22 protein-coding genes are annotated in these 12,963 nt (G+C 40.8%); 2 read left to right on the top strand and 20 right to left on the bottom strand.

Annotation, left to right across the window (positions count from 1 at the left end; all coding sequences use genetic code 11):
* The first annotated feature begins 5 nt into the window (after positions 1-5).
* Together DX060_RS06670 and DX060_RS06665 are read left to right on the top strand one after the other, a co-directional pair.
* On the top strand, positions 6-344 hold the full coding sequence (locus DX060_RS06670; RefSeq protein WP_115011727.1) for a hypothetical protein: 339 nt from the start codon (positions 6-8) through the stop codon (positions 342-344).
* Entirely contained in the window at positions 341-817 is a 477-nt protein-coding gene (locus DX060_RS06665; protein ID WP_115011726.1) for a hypothetical protein, read from the top strand. The genes DX060_RS06670 and DX060_RS06665 overlap by 4 nt, the downstream gene beginning before the upstream one ends.
* An 89-nt stretch (positions 818-906) precedes the next feature.
* On the opposite strand, the gene DX060_RS06660 is transcribed toward DX060_RS06665, so the two are convergent.
* From DX060_RS06660 to rplE, 20 genes are all read right to left on the bottom strand, one after another.
* On the bottom strand, positions 907-1,605 hold the full coding sequence (locus tag DX060_RS06660; protein WP_115011725.1) for a pirin family protein: 699 nt from the start codon (positions 1,603-1,605) through the stop codon (positions 907-909).
* A 20-nt stretch (positions 1,606-1,625) separates the two neighbouring features.
* A complete protein-coding gene (locus DX060_RS06655; RefSeq protein WP_115011724.1) occupies positions 1,626-3,332 on the bottom strand; it encodes an ABC transporter ATP-binding protein in 1,707 nt (568 codons plus the stop codon).
* A complete protein-coding gene (locus DX060_RS06650; RefSeq protein WP_115011723.1) occupies positions 3,325-4,224 on the bottom strand; it encodes a pyrroline-5-carboxylate reductase in 900 nt (299 codons plus the stop codon). The genes DX060_RS06655 and DX060_RS06650 overlap by 8 nt, the downstream gene beginning before the upstream one ends.
* The gene (locus DX060_RS06645; RefSeq protein WP_115011722.1) at positions 4,221-4,601 is read right to left on the bottom strand and encodes a rhodanese-like domain-containing protein; all 381 of its coding nucleotides are present in this window, start codon (positions 4,599-4,601) and stop codon (positions 4,221-4,223) included. The genes DX060_RS06650 and DX060_RS06645 overlap by 4 nt, the downstream gene beginning before the upstream one ends.
* Before the next feature lie 44 nt (positions 4,602-4,645).
* The gene (gene rplQ / locus DX060_RS06640; RefSeq protein WP_115011721.1) at positions 4,646-4,996 is read right to left on the bottom strand and encodes a 50S ribosomal protein L17; all 351 of its coding nucleotides are present in this window, start codon (positions 4,994-4,996) and stop codon (positions 4,646-4,648) included.
* Positions 4,997-5,018: 22 nt separating this feature from the next.
* On the bottom strand, positions 5,019-6,032 hold the full coding sequence (locus DX060_RS06635; RefSeq protein ID WP_115011720.1) for a DNA-directed RNA polymerase subunit alpha: 1,014 nt from the start codon (positions 6,030-6,032) through the stop codon (positions 5,019-5,021).
* 18 nt (positions 6,033-6,050) lie between these two features.
* Positions 6,051-6,677, bottom strand: coding sequence for a 30S ribosomal protein S4 (gene rpsD / locus DX060_RS06630; RefSeq protein ID WP_115011719.1), 627 nt, complete (start codon positions 6,675-6,677; stop codon positions 6,051-6,053).
* Between the two features lie 9 nt (positions 6,678-6,686).
* A complete protein-coding gene (gene rpsK, locus DX060_RS06625) occupies positions 6,687-7,076 on the bottom strand; it encodes a 30S ribosomal protein S11 (protein WP_115011718.1) in 390 nt (129 codons plus the stop codon).
* A gap of 21 nt (positions 7,077-7,097) precedes the next feature.
* Entirely contained in the window at positions 7,098-7,466 is a 369-nt protein-coding gene (gene rpsM, locus DX060_RS06620; RefSeq protein WP_115011717.1) for a 30S ribosomal protein S13, read from the bottom strand.
* Between the two features lie 3 nt (positions 7,467-7,469).
* Positions 7,470-7,583 (bottom strand): 50S ribosomal protein L36, encoded by a 114-nt coding sequence (gene rpmJ / locus DX060_RS06615; RefSeq protein WP_115011716.1) that lies wholly within the window; start codon positions 7,581-7,583, stop codon positions 7,470-7,472.
* Between the two features lie 105 nt (positions 7,584-7,688).
* Positions 7,689-7,907 (bottom strand): translation initiation factor IF-1, encoded by a 219-nt coding sequence (infA, locus tag DX060_RS06610; protein ID WP_115011715.1) that lies wholly within the window; start codon positions 7,905-7,907, stop codon positions 7,689-7,691.
* A gap of 14 nt (positions 7,908-7,921) precedes the next feature.
* The gene (gene map, locus DX060_RS06605; RefSeq protein ID WP_115011714.1) at positions 7,922-8,677 is read right to left on the bottom strand and encodes a type I methionyl aminopeptidase; all 756 of its coding nucleotides are present in this window, start codon (positions 8,675-8,677) and stop codon (positions 7,922-7,924) included.
* Positions 8,678-8,707: 30 nt separating this feature from the next.
* Entirely contained in the window at positions 8,708-9,967 is a 1,260-nt protein-coding gene (gene secY / locus DX060_RS06600) for a preprotein translocase subunit SecY (protein ID WP_115011713.1), read from the bottom strand.
* An 18-nt stretch (positions 9,968-9,985) separates the two neighbouring features.
* A complete protein-coding gene (gene rplO / locus DX060_RS06595; RefSeq protein ID WP_115011712.1) occupies positions 9,986-10,420 on the bottom strand; it encodes a 50S ribosomal protein L15 in 435 nt (144 codons plus the stop codon).
* A gap of 18 nt (positions 10,421-10,438) precedes the next feature.
* Positions 10,439-10,879 carry a 30S ribosomal protein S5 gene (gene rpsE, locus DX060_RS06590; protein WP_115011711.1) on the bottom strand — a complete coding sequence of 147 codons (441 nt, stop codon included), beginning with the start codon at positions 10,877-10,879 and terminating at the stop codon, positions 10,439-10,441.
* Positions 10,880-10,894: 15 nt separating this feature from the next.
* Positions 10,895-11,251, bottom strand: coding sequence for a 50S ribosomal protein L18 (gene rplR / locus DX060_RS06585; protein WP_115011710.1), 357 nt, complete (start codon positions 11,249-11,251; stop codon positions 10,895-10,897).
* A gap of 17 nt (positions 11,252-11,268) precedes the next feature.
* Positions 11,269-11,805 (bottom strand): 50S ribosomal protein L6, encoded by a 537-nt coding sequence (gene rplF / locus DX060_RS06580; RefSeq protein WP_115011709.1) that lies wholly within the window; start codon positions 11,803-11,805, stop codon positions 11,269-11,271.
* Between the two features lie 12 nt (positions 11,806-11,817).
* On the bottom strand, positions 11,818-12,213 hold the full coding sequence (gene rpsH, locus DX060_RS06575) for a 30S ribosomal protein S8 (protein ID WP_115011708.1): 396 nt from the start codon (positions 12,211-12,213) through the stop codon (positions 11,818-11,820).
* 14 nt (positions 12,214-12,227) lie between these two features.
* Positions 12,228-12,413, bottom strand: coding sequence for a type Z 30S ribosomal protein S14 (locus tag DX060_RS06570; RefSeq protein WP_034549599.1), 186 nt, complete (start codon positions 12,411-12,413; stop codon positions 12,228-12,230).
* A 1-nt stretch (position 12,414) separates the two neighbouring features.
* Positions 12,415-12,960: a 50S ribosomal protein L5 gene (gene rplE / locus DX060_RS06565; RefSeq protein WP_115011707.1), complete on the bottom strand. Its 546-nt coding sequence runs from the start codon at positions 12,958-12,960 to the stop codon at positions 12,415-12,417.
* Positions 12,961-12,963 lie beyond the last annotated feature (3 nt).

The following is a 12,963-nucleotide window of genomic DNA, read 5'->3' as shown; positions in this document are numbered from 1 at the left end:
CCGCAATGCTGCAAGATATAGAACAAAAGCTAGCAGAGATAGAGAAGTATAAAAACACTTGGGGCGATAATATTACACTCCTGCACTCTAGAATCCGTGAAGAAAGAGCATTGATAGAAGCGCGAAGAGAAAATGCCCCACAAGATGCCAAAAATGCTCTTGACTCTATGGAAAAAAATTGCAAAGATCTTAAAAAACATATAAAAACGCTACAAGATAAAATAAAAGAAGCAGAAGAAGAAATAAACAAACTAAGAAATCTTGAGCCTAATGAATGCCTAAAAATCCTTGGTGAAAAAGAAATTGGGCTTATAGGCTCTATCTTTAAGGGAAAAGATAAATGACAGGGTGTGAATGGCTCGCATTGATACCACTAGCAGCCAAAACAGCAGATAAGGCAAAAAGCTGGCTAGATAAGCCAAAGCGTAAAGCAGCCAATAAGGCAATTCGCAACTACGCAAACAACAAACTAGGAGAGACAAAAGCTCTGGTTGATCAATTAGAAACAGATCTTGCTAAAGCAGATTTTTTGATACGGCAACATAAATCCGCAATCACAGCCAAAGCAAAAAAAACGCACGATATTATTATGGGTGTGTGTGATTGCGAATCTCTCTCTAATGCTGCTTATTTACATCAAGCTCCTATAAGCCCTAGAATCCACTTTTTGACTATCGCCCTTTTTCTCTCACTTGCGAGCACCGCTTGCGCCGCGTGGCAAAGCGCAGCTTCTTTAGTAATCTATAATCAAAAAGTGGATTCTAGATTTGCGTGGTTTGGCTATGGATCGCCACGCCTTTTTCAAGGCTCGCGATGATGATAGAGAAGCTGGCTCGCGCGTGAGAGAAAATGGGCAGTAGGCTTGTGATAAAAAGTGGATTCTAGGACCACACTAGGCTAGATCCACTAAGGCAGATCAAAAATCAGCACTTCATTGCTAGAATCCAAGCCCTTTAGGCTAAAAGTGGATTCTGCGCAGCACATCACGCCATCGCTTGTCTCTATGGTAAATGGCTTGGTTTGGCTAGATCCTATCTCTAGCTTGCCTCGCACCACTTGGATATAAGCTCTGCGACCACTATCAAAGCTAAAAGTCTCATTTGCAATATCCCTATACAGCCACAATCGCATATCTTGATAGACTTTGAGTGAGTCTTGCTCGGCGTTTGGGGATAAAATAAGCGTCTTGCCCTTGCTTGTGTCAAAAGCCCTTTGCTCGTATCGTGGAGCGATGCCTAGCTCATTTGGCTTAATCCAAATTTGATAAAAATGCAGCGGCTCATCTAAAAGATTAAACTCCGAATGCGTAACGCCACTGCCCGCACTCATTATTTGAAACTCCCCGCTAGGCACGCGCTCTTCATTGCCCATACTATCTTTGTGCGCGATGCTCCCGCTTAGCACATAGGTTAAAATCTCCATATCCTTATGCGAGTGCGTCCCAAAGCCCTGACTTGGCTTTACTCTGTCCTCATTGATGACACGCAGCGCGCTAAATCCCATAAATCTCTCATCATAATACCCTGCAAACGAAAAGCTATGATAAGTATCAAGCCAGCCGTGATTGAAATGCCCTCTTTCATTTGCTTTGCGTAGTGTTAGCATATTACTCCTTTTGGTTGGGGTTAGTGGATTCTAGTTAGCTCGATTTTGCGCTCGCAATGCTCGATTGTATTAAGCCTATGGGCGATGACTAGCAGTGTTTTGTCCTTAGCTACGCCATAGATCTCTTCCATAATCCTTGTCTCTGTCGCAGAATCTAACGCGCTTGTGGCTTCATCTAGGACTAAAATCTCTGGATCATCATAAATCGCCCTTGCGATCCCTATGCGCTGCTTCTGCCCCCCACTTAGCAAGATCCCCCCCTCGCCCACGCGCGTATCAATGCCATCGTGCTCGCATAAAAAGTCATAAATATTTGCCTTTTTGCACGCTTCAATGACTCTTTGCCCATCAAGCTCACTGCCAAAGGCGATATTTTGCGCCACACTACCATCAAAAAGATAAATTGTCTGTGGAATATAGCCGATTTTCTTGCGCCAGCTGCGGAGGTTGTGATTATCAATTTTTACTCCATCGATGAGGATCTCGCCCTTTTGGGGCTTATAAATACCGATGATAAGATCTACTAGCGTGCTTTTGCCCGCGCCACTCTCTCCGCAAAATGCTACCTTATCGCCCTTGTTGATGATGAGATTAAAATCCTTGATGATAGGTTTATTAGGCTTGTAGCCAAACTCAATACCGCGCAGCTCAATGCTGCTAGTAAATTGACAAGGGGCATTATCCTCATAATCTGTATGATAAAGCAAATCCTCATAGACTTGCTGCACCGCCACACCATAAAACCCCATCATATTGTAATTTTGCAAGAGCTTTGTCATCGCAGGCAAAATCCTATACAACGCTAGCGCATACATAGAGATGATAGGCAGCACCGCCGCAGCAGAGTCATATCGCACCAAAATATACACCACACTAGCAATCAGCACGCTAAAGCCTATCGTCTCTAAAATGAGCTTGGGTGTAGGCAGAAGAGTTTGCGCGAGAATCTCCGCACCAATGCGCGTGTGGCTAGCACTCTCAAACTCTTTTTGCACATCTTCTTGATTGCCCTTGAGTTTGATGATTTTAAAATTCCCAAAAGTTTTAGAAATAATCTCGTGGAAGCGCATATCCATAGTGTTGCGTATCGTGCCCATTTGTTTAATCTTGCCACCGATAAATCGCGTAATAAGCAGCACCTGCACACCTAGAATCGCACTTAGCACCAAGGTCATCTTCCAGCTAGTAAGCAGCAGTAGTCCATACATCAGCACGATCGTAAAAATCTCTGCAAACATCTGCAGCCAATACTGCACATAAAAAGACGCTTTAAGCGCAGAATCTGTAATGGCGTGGCGAATGGTATCGGTCTTTTTGCGCGTGAAATCAGCATAGTTTAGATCCACTGCCTTACAAAAAAGCCGATAGGCAAAAAAGTGATATTTGCGAAATGCGAAGCGATTAAGCGCGTAATTATACGCCACGCCATACACAATTCTAAAGAGATAAAATGCGATCAAAATCACGCTAAAAAATATCATAAACTGCGTCGATGAGCTACACTCCAATAGCTCATAAATGCGCTTTGAAATATCTTGAGATAGGATTAAATCAGGATTAGAGGCAAAAGTAATATAGGGCATAATGATACTAATGCTAATGGTCTCCATCACAGAGAAAAACACCGTAGCGATAAACAAAAAAAGCAAAATAATCTTATCGCGCCTTGTGAGCATAGCACGCAGCATAGAGACATAGCTCATTGTTTTAGCTTTTTGCTTAGTCATTTTGGGTTGTTTTTGCACCGATAGCTTTAGAGACACTTGCTTGGCAAGCGCGCATAATCGCGCCACGCACGCCACTAGATTCTAGCGCGGCTAGTCCTTCAATGGTCGTGCCTCCGGGTGTGGTTACTTGCTCAATCAGCTCTTGCGGAGTATATCGATCAAGCAATGCCCCAACACCCACAAAGCTCTCTTTCACAAGCTTTAGGGAATCTATCCTACCAAGCCCTGCACGCACCCCAGAATCCACCAACGCCTGAGCGATAAGCGCGAGAAATGCAGGCGAGCTACCGCTTGTAGCAATGCTAGCATCAATGAGTTTCTCATCTTCTACAAATACCACACTGCCAAAACTCTCGCAAATCTTTTTTACCTGATTTCTATTGGCATTGAGACAAAAAGCAGTGGTCGCGCTTAACCCACAAAGAGCAGCGATATTTGGCATAAGGCGGATATATGCTTGCGCACTTATGTGGCTTTGCAGTGTAGCGACACTCACGCCAGCAAGCACACTATACACAGCCTTAGCCTTACCCAAATAGCTAAAACTACCCAGCCCATAAGGCTTGATACAAAGTAGCACGATTTTATCTTGGGCAGGCACAATAGAGGCTTTGCACTCCATAGAAGCTTTAGCGCGATTGCATTTGACTTGATTATTGGAGCTGGATTCTAGCGGGATAGCCTTGGCATTTACCAAACCTAGCTCGGCGATAAATTTCTCTGCCTTTGTGCTATCTCTGCCACAAATCTCTAAAGGATATATGCCATTTAATCCCTTAGCAATAGCCTGTGCCATAGCACCATAGCCCACTATAATAATAGTTTGCATAGTAGTATCTTGCGTGGGGGTTACTTGCCGTGCTGGGTCCGTAGATGATTGTATATGTGTCATTGCTCTTGCTTATGGTGGTTTTGTAACGCTTGTTTCAGCTCATAAAAACTCTCATCAAAATAATACACATTCTTTGCACCCATCTCTACAAGATAAGAGCCATACACAGAAACCGTATAGCCGCTATAACAATGGAGCATATAAGTTGTCTGTGGATTAGCTAAAATCTCTTGCGATAAGCTAGCAAAGTCTTGCATAGGAATATTTCTAGCAATATCTATATGGTCTAAAGCATAATCTTGCGAGTCTCGTATGTCGATGATTTGCATATCTGGAATCTGCTCCAATAATGCTAGAAGATTTGCAGAGCAAGCAAGCTTGGCTTGGCTCTGATGGATAGGAGAATACTGAAAATCACTACTAGGTGTATCACTCATAGCTTCTACACTCTATCAACACTACTGCAGTAGCTTTTCTCTACCTAGACAAACTCAATAAACGCCATCTGTGATGCATCACCTCTCCGCGTCCTAGTTCTTTGTATGCGTGTGTATCCACCTTTACGATCCTTGTATCTCGGTGCTATTTCAGCTACTAGCTTTTTTGTCGCAGCTTTATTTTGCAAATATGCAAAAACTAGCCTATGAGCATTAAAATCACCAACTCTAGCAGTAGTAACAAGCCTTTCAATATAAGTTTGAAGCTCTTTTGCCTTAAATACGCCTGTCTCTATCTTACCATTGTCAATCAAAGCTATCGCTAGATTTTTCAGCAATGCTTTTCTATGAGAGCTTGTTCTACCAAGCTTTCTATATCCGTGTCTATGTCTCATCTTTACTCCTTAAATCAATCAACTATTTTGATCGACCAATTTTTTTATTAAACGCTTCTAGCACTTCTGCGCTCAAAGATGTCCCAATAGGGTAGCCAAAAGAGCTTAACTTTTCAGCAATCTCATCAAAAGACTTCTTCCCTAGATTCTTGATATTTTTCAAATCATTTTCACTCATCATAACAAGCTCGCCAATATATTGGATACCAATTTTATCTAGGCAGTGAAAGCAACGAGTGCTAAAGTTGAGTGTATCAATTTTCACAAGAAGATTTTTAATATCAACAATATCTTCTGCAGGTGTATTTGAATCTGGATTCAAAACCGCCACATCTTGACCAAAAATATTAAGCTGTGTTTGTGCCATAGCTATGGCATTTTTAAACACATCAATTGGCGCAACTTGCCCATCTGTCTCAATCTCAAACACAATTTTTTCAAAATTGGGGTTATCTTCCACAAGAACATCTTCGATTCTATACACAGCACTCTTCACAGGAGTAAAATACGCATCAAGCGGTATCAAACCAATCTCACCGGTAAAATCTTTATCCTTTCTCACCAAGTCATTAGGCTTCAAACCAATAGAACGCTTAATAACAAGAGAGAATCTAAACTTAGCATCTTCATTGATTGTAGCAAGATAGGCATCTTTATTGACCACATCAATCTCATCGCTTGCTAAATTCGCACCACGAAGCTCCATAGGACCAGTAAATTCATAATTAACACGAACAGTGTCCTTAATGTCCGACCCCTTGTTTGTGAAGCGAATGTTTTTCAAATTAACAATAAATGGCGTAACATCTTCAGCAATGCCACGCACAGAATCAAACTCGTGCGCGACACCATCAATATGCAACATAACAGGTGCATATCCAGGCGTGCAAGAGAGCATTAAGCGTCTTAGAGGATGAGCAAAAGTAATCGCATAGCTTGGCTCAAAAGGCCACACACTCACGCGAATGCGATTTTCACCCAAATCTTCTATCTTAATCTCATTGGGAATGTGGGGAATAGTTTTAAAAATATCCATAAATCACCTGCCTAACTATTATTTCGAATATAATTCAACTATCAAACGCTCTTCAATAGGAATAACAACTTCCTCTCTCTGTGGATAGCGCGTAAAAATACCAAAACGCTTGTCTTTATCTATATCCACCCAAGGAACAATTCCCACTTGTGCCGTAAGATCAATGGCTGCCACAATTTGTGGATTATTTTTGGTCTTTTCAACTATTTCAATCTTTTGTCCAGGCTTCACAAAATATGATGGAATATCAAGTCGCTTGCCATCCACTAAAATATGTCCGTGTGTAACAAGCTGTCTAGCGAAACGACGCGTAGTAGCAAACCCCATACGATAAACAACATTATCAAGACGGCATTCAATAAGTCTAACAAGATTCTCACCCGTGTTGCCTTCTTGTCTATTTGCTTCGACAAAAATAGAGCGAAATTGCTTCTCTGAAACGCCATACATTACTTTAGCTTTTTGCTTTTCACGAAGCTGCAAGCCGTATTCAGAAATCTTCCCTCTTCTTTGTCCGTGTTGCCCCGGAGCGTAAGGTCGCTTTTCAAGCGCACTCTTTCCTGCCAATCTTCTCTCGCCTTTTAAAGCCAAAGAAACCCCAAATCGTCGTTCTAATTTTTCAACCGGTCCTCTATATCGTGCCATTTTATCCCCTTACACTCTTCTTCTTTTTGGTGGTCTGCAGCCATTATGTGGCAATGGCGTTACATCTTTCAACCACAAAACCTTAATGCCTTCAATAGCCCCCACGCTCTTAATAGCAGTTTCTCTACCACTGCCAGGTCCTTGCACCTTAATGCCAACTTCCTTAATCCCGTGCTCTTTAGCCTTAGCCAAAGCACTTTCAACTGCTTGTTGCGCGGCATAGGGAGTAGATTTTTTACTTCCTTTAAACCCTAAACCACCAGCCGTAGCCCAACATAGCACATTGCCCATTTCATCTGTAACAGTTACATTTGTATTGTTAAAAGTAGCCGATATACACACGATCCCTCGCGCAATATTCTTTTTAACAACACGCTTTTTTGTTGTATTTTTTGCCATTATGTCTCCTTGATACTATAACTACGAGCTTTTAGAGCCAACAGTCTTGCGCTTACCTTTTCGCGTGCGCGCGTTGTTTTTTGTTGTCTGACCGCGGACAGGAAGCCCTTTCCTGTGTCTCAAACCACGATAACTACCAAGATCCATAAGAGCCTTAATATCCATCTGCACCTTTTTGCGCAAATCACCTTCAACCATATAGCTTTCTTGAATTTTCTTAGCAATCATAGATACTTCATCTTCGCTGAGATCATTAACTCGCTTATCAAAAGAAATATTCACAGCCTTAAGAATATCTCTTGAACTCTTAAGCCCAATGCCATAAATATATGTGAGCGCATACTCAACTCTCTTCTTTTTTGGCAAATCTACACCAGCAATTCTCGCCATTGTTTATCCTTGTCTCTGTTTATGTTTAGGGGTAGCACAAATCACTCGCACAATGCCCTTTCGTTTGATAATTTTACACTTATCACACATTTTCTTGACCGATGGTCGAACTTTCATACAATCTCCTTAATTACTTTTAGGATAATGGGCATATCACGCTATGTAACACACCCTATCAAAACTAAAAACGCGGATTATATCCGAATATAGTTTAAAGCAGGCTTATTTATAGCGATATATAATCCTGCCCTTATCCAAACTATAGGGCGTTAATTCTAGCTTCACCCTATCTCCGGGCAAAATCTTAATATAGTGCATTCTCATCTTTCCTGCAATATGACATAAAACAATATGCCCATTGTCCAGCTCCACTCTAAATGTCGCATTTGGCAAGGCTTCAATCACCTTACCATCAATTTCTATCACATCATCTTTTGCCAACGCTTACTCCTTTTCTAATGAGTTAAAATCCTTGCCTTGCCATCGATCATAGCTATCGTATGCTCATAATGGCTGCCATTTTTCATATCCTTTGCAACAACCGACCATTTATCATCCAAAATCACTGGAGTCCCATCAAGCTGGCACACCATAGGCTCAATGCAAAACACCATTCCATTTTTAATCTTTGGACCTTGCTTGGAATTTGGGGATTCTAGATAGTTTGGTATCTCTGGCTCTTCGTGTGGCTTTCTCCCTATGCCGTGCCCACAAAATCCAAGCAATGGAGCAAAACCTCTGTTTATTATCGCTTGCTCCAAAAATAAGCTTAATTCTTTAAAATGAATGCCAGGTCGGCAAAAATCTATCGCTTCATATAAAACATCTTTGGCACAAGCAATCAGCTGCTTATCTTTAGAATCTATCTTGCCAATACCAACCGTAATAGCCCCATCACCAAACCAACCACCACACTCTACACCCAAGTCAATCCCCAAAATATCGCCTTCTTGCAATCTGTAATCACTTGGGATCCCGTGGATAATCACAGAGTTAAGAGATAAGCAAGTAGCATTTGGAAACCCATACAATCCTTTAAATGCCGGCTTTGCCTGCTGAGACAAGATATAATCTTCTGCAATTCTATCAAGCTCATAAAGACTAACTCCGGGCATCGCATTCTTAGATACAAGCTCCAAGGTCTGCGCCACAATTACTGATGACTTTGCCAAAGCAACAAGATCTTTCTTGCTACGAATCGCTATAGCCACAACAATACCCCGTCCATCACTCTCTAAACCCTAGAATCCTACCGCACTTAGTGTTTTATACTTATTCATATAAACTTGTGCCTCAATCTTACGCATTGTATCGATGGCAACTTGCACGACAATCAAAACAGCCGTTCCACCAAAATAGAATGGCACACCTAAGAGCTTGACCAACACCCAAGGCAAAGTAGAAATAACGGCAAGATACAATGAACCCCATAGGGTCAAATTATTTGCGACAAAATTCAAAAATGATGAAGTCCCCTCACCTGGACGCATTCCCGGAATATACCCTCCTTGACGCTTAAGATTATCTGCAATATCCTTGGCATTAAACACAATAGAAGAATAAAAATATGCAAAAAACACAACAAATGCAAACATCAAAATATGATGCAAATAATGGCTAGGACTCAAAATATCCGCAATAAGTTGGAGATATTGATTACTCGAAGCCTGCAAAATCGTAGAAGGAAACACAAGCAATGCAGAAGCAAAAATAGGAGGTATTACACCACTTAGGTTTAGCTTGATTGGAATGTAATTCATAATGCGCTTATTTTGATTTTGCATAATAACTTTACGCGCATAGGAGATAGGGATTCTCCTCTCGGCAAGCTCAATATACACAATACAACAAATAGTAGCTACAATAATCACGCCAATAACAATAAGACTCAATACACTAATCTCACCCGTATTAACAAGCTTGAATGTTGATCCAATTGCATTCGGTATCCCAGATACAATACCACCAAAGATAATGAGACTTATCCCGTTACCCACACCTCTTTGGGTAATCTGCTCGCCAATCCACACAAGTAGCATTGTCCCAGCAAGCATCGCAAACACAGAAATCAGCAAAAATTCTTTCATATCAATCAAAATTGCACCATTAGGACCTCCGCCAATACTACGCAAACCAAACGATACGCTAATAGCTTGAATAACCGTGATGACAATAGTAACATAACGAATAATTTGCATATATCGTTGCATACCATCACGCTCTTTTTTCATCTTTGCAAGTGGAGCAAAAGTAGCTGCCAAAAGCTCCATAATAATAGAAGCTGTAATATAAGGCATAATACCAAGCGTAATAATGCTAATACGCTCCACAGCACCACCGCTAAACATATTAAAGAGTCCCAATGCATTGCTACTGCTTAAGCGGAAAAAATCTTTAATCACCGCTGCATCAACTCCTGGTATTGGAATGTATGCAAGCACACGATAAGCAAACAAAAAAGCTAAAGTGATAAGAATCTTATTAACAATCGCTTTATTCATAATAAAACTCTTGAGCCACTATCGTTGCCTACTTACAGCAACTCTAGCATCTTTTACTTTGCCAACAAGTGCTGAAGCACCGGATCCTATAAGTTTAACAAGGACATTGGACTGAGTGCCTGAATGCGTAGTCTTCGCATAACCAGGAAGCTTATGTATGCTCTCTATACTCTCTATAGTAATTTCACTAAGCCCAGCCACTGCTTTGACTCTATCCACATTGATGGTGTAGGGTTTTTGGATTTTTGTTGTGAAACCAACCTTTGGCAATCGGCGTTGCAAAGGCTGCTGCCCACCTTCAAACCCTCTTTTAGCCGTATATCCAGCTCGAGCTGTTTGACCTTTGCCACCACGCGTCGATGTCTTGCCCATACCACTTCCCTGCCCTCTTCCTACTCTCTTAATATCTCTTACACTTCCCTTGGCTGGTTTAATTTCGTGTAAAGAAGCCATAACGATCTCCTTATTAAATTATGCTTTAATCTGCGCCAGAGCATCAAAAGTAGCTCTAACGACATTATAGGGGTTGCTAGAACCTAAAGATTTAGTAAGAATATCCTTAATCCCAGCAAGCTCAATAACAGGTCTAGCTGATCCACCAGCAATAACGCCTGTCCCTTCGCCAGCAGGCTTAAGTAGAATCCTACTAGCGTTGTATTTATACTCAATATCATGAGCAATGGTAGTGCCCTTAATATTAACTTTGATGACATTCTTAAAGGCATCATCTACCGCCTTTTTAATGGCATCTGGCACTTCCTTTGCTTTTCCCAAACCAAATCCAACCATACCATTGCGATTACCAACAACCACAAGAGCATTAAAACGAAATCTACGCCCACCTTTCACAACTTTCGTTACACGCCCAATATTTACAACAATCTCACTAAACTCTTCTCTATCAATTTTCATATGCCTTCCTTAATGTTATAGCGTTATACCTTGCTCTCGCAAAGAATCAGCAAATGCACGGATAACACCGTGGAACAAATACCCATTGCGATCAAAAACCGCCTCGTTGATACCTTTACTTTTTAATTCTTGAGCAAATACGACAGCAATCTCCTTTACCTGTTCTTTATTATTGCCAAGCTTAAGTTTTCTCCCATCAACAGTAGCAATTGTTACTTGCTTTACATCATCAATGGCTTGTGCATATAAATATTTATTTGACCTAAAAACACTAATCCTAGGACGAGAATCCACACCACTCACTCTATCTCGTATGCGTGCCTTTCTCTTAAGTCGCAAACTTTTTTTCAATGCCAAAACTTTATCAGTCATAACTAGCCCCTTATATTTTATTTTTTCGCTGTCTTACCAGCTTTTCGTATGATTGTCTCATCAATATACTTAATCCCCTTGCCTTTATAAGGTTCAGGTGGTCTAAACTCTCGTATCTCAGCTGCAATTTGCCCAATTTGCTGTTTATCATCTCCCTTAATAGTGAGTTGATTTTTATCAAGAGTCATTTCCACACCACTAGGTATAGGATACTTGATTGGATGAGAAAAACCAAGTGCAAGCTCAAGAGTATTACCAACTACAGCAGCCTTATAGCCAACACCATTGATTTCTAGGACCTTTGTAAAGCCCTGTGTCAAACCGATAACTATATTATTTGCCAAAGCCCTATATGTACCCCAAAAGGCTCTAGACTGCGGAGCAGAATCTATGGCATAAAAGATAAGCTCCTTATCCTTTAATTCTACCTTCACTCTTCCAAAAGTATCAAGCTCTTTTGTAGCTTTAACACCCTTAAATACAATTTTACTGCCATCGATATTGACCTGCACAGAATCCGGAATACCAATAGGTCTTTTACCAACTCTTGACATAATATTCTCCTATTACCAAATACTACACAAGGCTTCGCCACCAACATTTGCTCTATATGCCGCATCGTTGGATATTACACCTTTGCTTGTGCTTACAACTATTGTCCCATATCCGTTCTTAAATCTCTTTAATTCACTACGAGCCTTATAAACTCTACGACCAGGTTTGCTAATACGCTTTATCTCATTAATCATAGACTTTCCACGCTCATCATAAGCAAGCTGCACGAGAATTGACTGCTTACCATCTTTATCGGTTATATTATATCCCTTAACAAATCCCTTTTCTTTAAAAACCTCTAAAATCGAAACCACAATCTTGGCGTAATACAAAGTCGTGGATTCTAGTCTTCTCATAGAGGCATTACGAATTCTTGTCAAAGAATCTGCAATAATATCATTTACCATAACTACTCCTTATTTTACCAACTAGCTTTGCGCAGACCGGGAATCAAGCCCTCATTGCCCATCTTACGCAAGCAAACTCTACAGAGCCCAAAATCCCTATAAACAGAATGTGGTCGCCCACACACCCTACACCGAGTATATGCTCGCGCACTAAATTTCGCTTTTCTATTGGTTTTTGCGATCATTGATTTTTTTGCCATACTATCTCCCTTTTGCAAATGGCATACCAAATAACTCTAAGAGCTTGAATGCCTCTTTATCATCTTGTGTCGAAGTAACAATGGTAATATTCATACCGTGCGTTACCATAATATCATCATAGACAACTTCCGGAAACATAAGTTGCTCATTTAAACCAAAGCTATAATTACCGCGCCCATCAAATCCATTTCTAGGAACACCTCGAAAATCCTTGACCCTTGGCAACGAAATTACAATAAGTTTTTCTAAGAAGTTATACATCTGTTTTCCACGCAAAGTTACCTTAACGCCCATAGGCATACCTTCACGCATTTTAAAACCTGCAACAGACTTTTTCGCCTTTGTAATAATAGCCTTTTGTCCTGCGATCAACGAGATCGTATCCGCTATATTTTGCATAATCTTAGAATCTTTAGCATAATCTCCAGCACCGACACTAATCACAATCTTCTCTAGTTTTGGAAGTAGCATAGGATTCTTAATATTAAGCTCACTCTTAAGCTGCTCTCTTATCTCATCATTATATTTTTTTTTCAACGCAAACATAAT

The organism is Helicobacter canis, assembly GCF_900451095.1.
GTDB classification, from domain to species: domain Bacteria; phylum Campylobacterota; class Campylobacteria; order Campylobacterales; family Helicobacteraceae; genus Helicobacter_B; species Helicobacter_B zhangjianzhongii.
The sequence above is the reverse complement of the archived record's forward strand: the minus strand, read 5'-3'. Positions and strand labels throughout refer to the sequence as shown.

Coding starts and splice junctions, on each gene's coding strand:
- DX060_RS06670 (WP_115011727.1), top strand. CDS start 6: ATGCTGCAAGATATAGAACAAAAGCTAGCAGAGATAGAGAAGTATAAA.
- DX060_RS06665 (WP_115011726.1), top strand. CDS start 341: ATGACAGGGTGTGAATGGCTCGCATTGATACCACTAGCAGCCAAAACA.
- DX060_RS06660 (WP_115011725.1), bottom strand. CDS start 1,605: ATGCTAACACTACGCAAAGCAAATGAAAGAGGGCATTTCAATCACGGC.
- DX060_RS06655 (WP_115011724.1), bottom strand. CDS start 3,332: ATGACTAAGCAAAAAGCTAAAACAATGAGCTATGTCTCTATGCTGCGT.
- DX060_RS06650 (WP_115011723.1), bottom strand. CDS start 4,224: ATGACACATATACAATCATCTACGGACCCAGCACGGCAAGTAACCCCC.
- DX060_RS06645 (WP_115011722.1), bottom strand. CDS start 4,601: ATGAGTGATACACCTAGTAGTGATTTTCAGTATTCTCCTATCCATCAG.
- rplQ (WP_115011721.1), bottom strand. CDS start 4,996: ATGAGACATAGACACGGATATAGAAAGCTTGGTAGAACAAGCTCTCAT.
- DX060_RS06635 (WP_115011720.1), bottom strand. CDS start 6,032: ATGGATATTTTTAAAACTATTCCCCACATTCCCAATGAGATTAAGATA.
- rpsD (WP_115011719.1), bottom strand. CDS start 6,677: ATGGCACGATATAGAGGACCGGTTGAAAAATTAGAACGACGATTTGGG.
- rpsK (WP_115011718.1), bottom strand. CDS start 7,076: ATGGCAAAAAATACAACAAAAAAGCGTGTTGTTAAAAAGAATATTGCG.
- rpsM (WP_115011717.1), bottom strand. CDS start 7,466: ATGGCGAGAATTGCTGGTGTAGATTTGCCAAAAAAGAAGAGAGTTGAG.
- rpmJ (WP_115011716.1), bottom strand. CDS start 7,583: ATGAAAGTTCGACCATCGGTCAAGAAAATGTGTGATAAGTGTAAAATT.
- secY (WP_115011713.1), bottom strand. CDS start 9,967: ATGAATAAAGCGATTGTTAATAAGATTCTTATCACTTTAGCTTTTTTG.
- rplO (WP_115011712.1), bottom strand. CDS start 10,420: ATGGCTTCTTTACACGAAATTAAACCAGCCAAGGGAAGTGTAAGAGAT.
- rpsE (WP_115011711.1), bottom strand. CDS start 10,879: ATGAAAATTGATAGAGAAGAGTTTAGTGAGATTGTTGTAAATATTGGG.
- rplR (WP_115011710.1), bottom strand. CDS start 11,251: ATGACTGATAAAGTTTTGGCATTGAAAAAAAGTTTGCGACTTAAGAGA.
- rplF (WP_115011709.1), bottom strand. CDS start 11,805: ATGTCAAGAGTTGGTAAAAGACCTATTGGTATTCCGGATTCTGTGCAG.
- rpsH (WP_115011708.1), bottom strand. CDS start 12,213: ATGGTAAATGATATTATTGCAGATTCTTTGACAAGAATTCGTAATGCC.
- DX060_RS06570 (WP_034549599.1), bottom strand. CDS start 12,413: ATGGCAAAAAAATCAATGATCGCAAAAACCAATAGAAAAGCGAAATTT.
- rplE (WP_115011707.1), bottom strand. CDS start 12,960: ATGTTTGCGTTGAAAAAAAAATATAATGATGAGATAAGAGAGCAGCTT.